This is a genomic window from Mesorhizobium sp. M7A.F.Ca.CA.001.10.2.1 (assembly GCF_003998575.1).
Taxonomy (GTDB): Bacteria; Pseudomonadota; Alphaproteobacteria; order Rhizobiales; family Rhizobiaceae; genus Mesorhizobium.
This window is the reverse complement of record NZ_RZQY01000678.1, coordinates 1-3,225: the sequence shown is the minus strand read 5'-3', so window position 1 is coordinate 3,225 and position 3,225 is coordinate 1. Positions and strand designations below refer to the sequence as shown.

General features: G+C 60.8%; 8 protein-coding genes. 2 read left to right on the top strand and 6 right to left on the bottom strand.

Going from position 1 to position 3,225, the window contains the following annotated elements; translation table 11 throughout:
* Positions 1–512, top strand: a 512-nt coding sequence (locus tag EN964_RS29825; RefSeq protein WP_127277093.1) for an aminoacetone oxidase family FAD-binding enzyme, incomplete at its 5' end; no start/stop codon positions are given.
* On the opposite strand, the gene EN964_RS29820 is transcribed toward EN964_RS29825, so the two are convergent.
* The 6 genes from EN964_RS29820 to EN964_RS29795 are packed head-to-tail and all read right to left on the bottom strand — an operon-like array spanning position 509 to position 2,851.
* Positions 509–916 carry a DUF1801 domain-containing protein gene (locus EN964_RS29820; RefSeq protein ID WP_127267741.1) on the bottom strand — a complete coding sequence of 136 codons (408 nt, stop codon included), beginning with the start codon at positions 914–916 and terminating at the stop codon, positions 509–511. The two genes, EN964_RS29825 and EN964_RS29820, sit on opposite strands and share 4 nt — an antisense overlap.
* Positions 917–956: 40 nt before the next feature.
* Positions 957–1,349 carry a VOC family protein gene (locus EN964_RS29815; RefSeq protein ID WP_127267742.1) on the bottom strand — a complete coding sequence of 131 codons (393 nt, stop codon included), beginning with the start codon at positions 1,347–1,349 and terminating at the stop codon, positions 957–959.
* 29 nt (positions 1,350–1,378) lie between these two features.
* Positions 1,379–1,816, bottom strand: coding sequence for a DUF1801 domain-containing protein (locus EN964_RS29810; protein ID WP_127267743.1), 438 nt, complete (start codon positions 1,814–1,816; stop codon positions 1,379–1,381).
* Between the two features lie 11 nt (positions 1,817–1,827).
* Positions 1,828–2,049, bottom strand: a complete 222-nt coding sequence (locus tag EN964_RS29805; protein WP_127267744.1) for a hypothetical protein — start codon at positions 2,047–2,049, stop codon at positions 1,828–1,830.
* 56 nt (positions 2,050–2,105) lie between these two features.
* A complete protein-coding gene (locus EN964_RS29800) occupies positions 2,106–2,531 on the bottom strand; it encodes an SRPBCC domain-containing protein (protein ID WP_127267745.1) in 426 nt (141 codons plus the stop codon).
* Entirely contained in the window at positions 2,528–2,851 is a 324-nt protein-coding gene (locus tag EN964_RS29795; RefSeq protein WP_127272723.1) for a helix-turn-helix transcriptional regulator, read from the bottom strand. The genes EN964_RS29800 and EN964_RS29795 overlap by 4 nt, the downstream gene beginning before the upstream one ends.
* A gap of 153 nt (positions 2,852–3,004) precedes the next feature.
* On the opposite strand from EN964_RS29795, the gene EN964_RS29790 reads away from it, so the two are divergent.
* The coding region (locus tag EN964_RS29790) for an RNA polymerase sigma factor (protein ID WP_164776081.1) at positions 3,005–3,225 on the top strand (221 nt) is incomplete at its 3' end.

Below are 3,225 nucleotides of genomic sequence, written 5' to 3'. Positions count from 1 at the left end.
TCTCCGAAGCGATGCTGTTCACGCATCGTGGCGTCAGCGGGCCATCTATCCTGCAGATCTCTTCCTATTGGCGCGAGGGCGATGAAATCCGCATCGCCATGCTGCCGGCAGTTGACGTGGCGGACCTCATTCGGGTGGCCAAGCGAAGCAATGGGCGGCAAGCGGCACAAACGGTGCTGGCAAATCATCTGCCGAAGCGGCTTGCGCAGTCGATCGCCGAGCGCACCGGGATCGACGGCAACCTTGCTGATCTTTCCGACGCCCAGATGAAAACCATAGCTGCCGCAGTCAATGACTGGCGCATCAAGCCTGCCGGCTCAGAGGGCTACCGCACCGCCGAAGTGACGCTGGGTGGGGTCGACACCAACGGGCTGGACCAGAAGACGATGCAGGCGAAATCCGTGCCGGGCCTGTTCTTCATCGGCGAAGTCGTCGATGTCACGGGTTGGCTGGGTGGCTATAATTTCCAGTGGGCATGGTCGTCGGGCTGGGTGGCAGGCCAGGCGGCCTAGACTTGCGTCTGTGGCTTCGCCCCGGCAGCCGCTTTCTTCTTCTTTTTGGCCTGATTGTAATCGATCGCTGCGCGGACGAGCTCTTTTAAAGCGCCCTCATTGAGCCTGTCGCCCTCGAACATGTCGATTGCCCGCCACACCTTGCCGCCAAAACCATTGTTGAACAGATTGTCGGGGTCCGGCAGGCTGGCGCCATGGGAAAAGGTCAGCTTCACCTTGTCCTTGTGGGCGTTGCCGACCACGATGTTGCCATCGAGGCACCATACCGGGCTGCCCATCCACTTCCACTCCTCGACGATGTCCGGGTCGGCTGCAAGGATGGTCTTGCGGATGCCGGCGAGCGTATCGCCGCGCCAATCGATGAGGCCGGCGATCATTTGGTCGATATGTTGCGAGGGGGTCATTGGGTGTCTCCTGTGTCTCGACCCGTTTCAACCGCCGCCGTTACCAGCGCGCCAGCTGGGTGATCTGAACGAGGTTGCCGCAGCTGTCGTTCAACTGGGCGATGGTCGAACCGGTCGCCTCGGTCGGCGGCTGGATAAACGCACCGCCCTTCGCCTTGATGCGCTCGTAGTCGCCCTTGACGTCGTCGGTGAAGAACATGACCGCGGGCTGGCCCTGCTTGAAGATGGCTTCCTGATAGGCCTTGGCGGCCGGGTTGTCGTTGAGCGCGAGTTGCAGCTCGGTTCCATCAGGCTCTTCAGCCGAGGCCACGGTCAGCCAGCGATAAGGCCCGTTGCTGAAATCGGCCTTTTTGGTGAAGCCCAGCACGTCGGTGTAGAAGCGCAGTGCGTTTTCCTGGTTGTCCACATACACGCTGGTCAGCTTGATCTTCATGGCTCTTTTTCCTCTGTCATAGTCGGTCATTACGGGATCCAGCCGGGCAGGGCCGCGGCCTGCTTGATCCATTCCACCATCCTCGCCTCATCGAACGGATCGTCTTCGCGGATGTCGATCCAGCGCACATCCTTGCTCTTGGCCGTGCCGCCAGGCGGAATCGGCCGCAACGACGTGCCGCTGAAGAAGGTCACTTTCAAATAGTGGGTGAAGACATGGAAACTCACGAACCAGCCTTGGCCCTCGACGCCGTAGAAGGGCGAGTTCCAGCGCACGGCCTTGCGCACGTCGGGCACGTTGTGTTCGATGAGCGCGTCGAGCCGCTCGCCGAGGCCACGCTTCCAGCCCGGCATTGCAGCGATGTAGGCCTGCACCGGAGCGTCGCCGTCGCCCTTGGCGATTTGCGGGTTGCCACCCGAGAGCAGGACCGGTGCCGCTTTGGTCGACTGACCCTGCGTCTTGGTCATTCTACCCACTCCTATCCGCCGGCACGCTGCGCGCCGCGGCCCCTGGCGGCATAGGGCAGCACGAACATGTACAGGCCGCTGAACAGCAGCAGGAAGAGCGGCAGGAGCGGCGAATAGACTACCCAGGCGGGAGGCTGGCCGAATGCCATGGTGGCGAAGTTGGCGACAACGGTCAGCGTAAACATAATCGACAGCCAGCGATGAATTTGCCGAACCCACTTGTTCCTGTCCAATAGCTCCTCCTGTCAAAACAGACCGAAGCGGACCCGTGATCCGCATGTCGGCGGGTTCAATCCATCCGCGCCAGGACCTGACCCAGATTTGTAAAGTACTGCCGCCACCCACTCGTCGCGCCCCGATACGCCTGCTCCTGATCCGGCCGGAAGCCGGACTGTTCCATACGCAACCGGGTGCCCGTGCTGGTCGGCATGAGGGTCCAGGTGACGACACTCTCGAGGCCATAGGCCTGCCACGTGTAGGACAGTGTCTTGTTCAGCTCGACGGCTGTTACCTGACAGTCGACAACAATGCTCACGTCGGTTTGCGTTTCCTTTCGCAGATTGAAACGGTGGTCCACAACTGGCTTGAAGTCGTTCTTCATCAGCCATTCCTCGATCAGATGCGGTTGGGTCAGCGCGCGCCAGATTTTTTCCGGCGGATAGGGGATCTCACGTTCGACGACGACGGAGCGCGTTTCGGTCGCAATGTTGGTCATTGGTCCATTCTTTTGAGCAAATTTTCGAGGTCGTCGAACCGGCTCTGCCAGAACGCATTCATCTGGTTCGTCCAGTCGGTCAGCGGGGAAAGTGCTGCGATCTGGGCGCTATAATGGGTCTGCCGTCCTTGATGGCGGTCGCGCACCAGCCCGGCCTGCCTGAGTACGCCGAGATGCTTCGACACCGCAGGTTGGGAGACCCCCGACTGAGCCGTCAGGGCGCCGACCGTCTGCTCGCCTTGTCGGCACAGGCGCTCGAAGATCGCACGACGCGTCGGATCGGAGAGCGTTCTGAAGAGGATATCGTGAGCGTTCGTCATTGGGATCGATAACCCGGTGGCTATTGATTGACGTATAACCGCCGAGATATGGATGTGTCAAGCGGGGTGCCGGCGGTCACGATCCGGCGGTTTCCAAAAAAATCTTTCCATTGCCCAAGGATTAGCCATTAGCCTTCGTCCAACAGGCAAATGATGGCGATGATGCTGGATGAAAGCGAAGCCTCCGACGCCGAACTGATCGGGCGGGCGAAGGGCGGAGACAGGGGGGCCTTCAGCACATTGCTGGAAAGGCACTATGACTTCGTCTATCGCGCTGCCTATCGCTGGTGCGGCAGGAAGGCCGATGCCGAAGACATCGCCCAGGAAGTCTGCGTCAGGCTCGGCAAGGCGATCCGCGACTATCGCGGCGGCGG